The following is a 2,797-nucleotide window of genomic DNA, read 5'->3' on the forward strand; positions in this document are numbered from 1 at the left end:
GCGTCCTTCCTGGAGGGTGGAGATGCGGGGCGGGCAGGGGCCCGGCGGCCCACACGGGTGGTGGGCGGACCGCCGGGCTGCTGCGGAGGTGGACGTCGGGCACCGGGTCCGAAGTGCCGGGCCCGGGAGACCGAGGTCAGCCGGCGGCCTTCTCGATGCGCTTGTCCGTGGTCTTCCAGGCGTCGTCCGGGGTCTTGTTCTGCGCCTCGATGAGGGTCAGGCCCTGCGAGAAGATGTCCTTGATCGTGCCGTCCTTGCGGCCGAGCACCTGCTCGTCGGGGATCTCCTTGGCCGCGTCGCCGAAGATCTGCCCGATGGGCGCGCCCGCGAAGTAGTCGGACTTGGCGTCGACGACCTCGGGCATCTCCAGCGCCTTCTGCGAGGAGGGGAAGTTGCCGATCTTCTCGAAGAGGTAGGCCTGCTGCTCGGGCGCGGTGAGCCAGGCGACGAGCTCCTGGGCCTCCTTCTTGACGGGGCTCTGCTCCATCACCCCGAGGAACGAGCCGCCCCAGTTGGCGCCCTTGGGGGCCTTGGCGACGTCCCACTTGCCCTTGTTGGCCGGGCCCGCCTTCTCACTGATGTGCGCGAGCATCCACGCCGGACAGACGGTGGTGGCGAAGGTGCTGTTGGACAGGCCGGGGTCCCAGCCGGGCTGGAACTGGCGCAGCTTGGCGGTCAGGTCCGAGGTGGCCGCCTCGGAGGCCAGCTTCCACGCGTCCTTGACGACGGGGTTGGTCTCGTAGATCAGCTCGCCCTGCTTGTCGTAGAACTGCTGGGAGTTGCCGTAGATCATGGCGTTGAACAGTCCGCTGGAGCTGTCCATGAAGGCGACCTTGTCGTTCTTCGACTTGCGCTTGAAGTCCTTGCCCGCGTCCACGTACTTCGACCAGTCGCCCTCCCACAGCTTGGCGACCTCCTCGCGGTCGGTGGGCAGGCCGGCGTCCTTGAACATGTCCTTGCGGTAGCAGACCGCCATCGGACCGATGTCGGTGCCGAGACCGATGACCTTCTTGTCCTTGGTGGTGACCTGGCTCTGCTTCCACGGCAGGAAGTGGTCCGTCCCGGCCGCGCCCGCCAGGTCCACGAACTTGTCCTGCTGCGTGTCGGAGAGCTCCTTGGCCCGGCCGATCTCTATGCCCTGGATGTCCTTGAGCCCGCTGCCGGCCGCCAGGTGGGTCTGCAGGGCGGTGTAGTAGGTCTGCTCGTCACCCGCGACGTCCGCCTTGATGACGACGTTCGGGTTCTCCTTCATGTACTTGTCGAGCAGGCCGGTCTCCTTGAACCCCATGACGCCGAAGAGCCCCATGGTGATGGTGACCTTGCCGTCCTTCTTCCCCCCGCCGGTCCCCCCGTCGTCACTGCTCCCGCAGCCCACGACCAGGCCGAGAGCCGACACAACCGACACGGCGGCCACGGCTCGCGTACGCGACTTCCTTCGGACCTTGCCCATTTCGTCCTCCTAGCGGCGGCGCTGACGCACCGGAGTTCGAGCCCTACGGTCCGCTCCGTAGACCCGATTTGTCCGGTGGGTACGTTCCCAAAGCGCGATGGGAACGTGCCCACCCGGAGGCCCGAAGCCTCGCTGCCGCGAAAGGGTCCTGTCAAGAAGTTGAAACGACTTCGTTGCCGAAAGATGTCGCGTCCTCGTCTGCCCCTCATCCGCGGGCCCGCCGGACGACCCCCGACGGCATCCCGGAGGTCTGGCACAATGCGCAGGTGACAGCGGCCCGGGCACCGCGCGAGCGAGGAGGCGGCATGGCAGGCAGGCAGCGTCCGACCATCAAGACGGTCGCCGCGCGCGCCGGCGTCGGGCGCACCACGGTTTCACGAGTCATCAACGGCTCGGAGCTCGTCAGCGACAAGGCCAGGGCCGCCGTGCTCGCCGCCATCGAGGAGCTGAACTACGTACCGAACTCGGTCGCCCGGGGCCTGGTGACGAGCAGGACCAACTCCGTGGCCCTGGTGATCCCCGAGTCGGAGAGCAGGCTGGGCTCCGAGCCCTACTTCTCGGCCGTCATCCGCGGGGTCAGCACCGCCCTCGCCCGGACCCGCACCCAGCTCCAACTGGTGCTCGTACGCGACCAGTTGGAGCGGGACCAGCTGACCGAGTCGGTGGCGGAGCGACGGGTCGACGGGGTGCTCCTGGTCTCGGTGCACGAGCACGACCCGCTGCCGGGGCTGCTGGAGGACATGGGGCTGCCCACGGTGCTGGCCGGCCGCCGCTCCCCCGCCGAGTCGCTCAGCCACGTGCACTCCGACAACGCGGGCGGGGCCGAGGCGGCCGTCGCCCACCTGCTCGCGCGGGGGCGGCGCACCATCGCCACGATCAGCGGCCCCCTCGACATGGACGTGACGCGCAGCCGGCTCCAGGGATGGCGCGAGGCGCTGGAGAAGGCGGGCCACGAGGCGCCGGAGCGCCTGGCCGCCTCGGGTGACTTCACCGAGGAGGGCGGTGTGGCCGCGATGCGTTCACTCCTTGAACACGTCCCGTCGCTGGACGCCGTGTTCGTGGCGTCGGACGTGATGGCGGCGGGGGCGCTGCTGGAGTTGCGCAGGCAGGGGCGCGCCGTTCCGGACGAGGTGGCGGTGGTGGGGTTCGACGACTCCATCATCGCCCGTCACACCAACCCGTCCCTCACCAGCGTGCGCCAGCCGGTCGAGGAGATCGGCAACACGATCGCGCAGATCCTCCTGGAGGAGATCGACAACCCGGAGGAGCCGCGCCGGCAGGTGGTGCTGCCCACCGAGCTGGTGGTGCGCGAGTCGTCGTGAGGGGCGGGTCGTCTCAGTCATCGTG

2 protein-coding genes are annotated in these 2,797 nt (G+C 69.1%); one reads left to right on the forward strand and one right to left on the reverse strand.

Going from position 1 to position 2,797, the window contains the following annotated elements; translation table 11 throughout:
- Positions 1-136: 136 nt before the first annotated feature.
- A complete protein-coding gene (locus tag FGF04_RS12430) occupies positions 137-1,450 on the reverse strand; it encodes an extracellular solute-binding protein (protein ID WP_149511369.1) in 1,314 nt (437 codons plus the stop codon).
- A gap of 305 nt (positions 1,451-1,755) precedes the next feature.
- Between FGF04_RS12430 and FGF04_RS12435 the strand changes: the two genes are divergently transcribed.
- Positions 1,756-2,772, forward strand: a complete 1,017-nt coding sequence (locus FGF04_RS12435) for a LacI family DNA-binding transcriptional regulator (protein ID WP_149511370.1) — start codon at positions 1,756-1,758, stop codon at positions 2,770-2,772.
- The last annotated feature ends 25 nt before the right edge of the window (positions 2,773-2,797 follow it).

Source organism: Streptomyces apricus (assembly GCF_008369065.1).
Lineage (GTDB): Bacteria > Actinomycetota > Actinomycetes > Streptomycetales > Streptomycetaceae > Streptomyces > Streptomyces apricus.

Coding starts and splice junctions, on each gene's coding strand:
- FGF04_RS12430 (WP_149511369.1), bottom strand. CDS start 1,450: ATGGGCAAGGTCCGAAGGAAGTCGCGTACGCGAGCCGTGGCCGCCGTG.
- FGF04_RS12435 (WP_149511370.1), top strand. CDS start 1,756: ATGGCAGGCAGGCAGCGTCCGACCATCAAGACGGTCGCCGCGCGCGCC.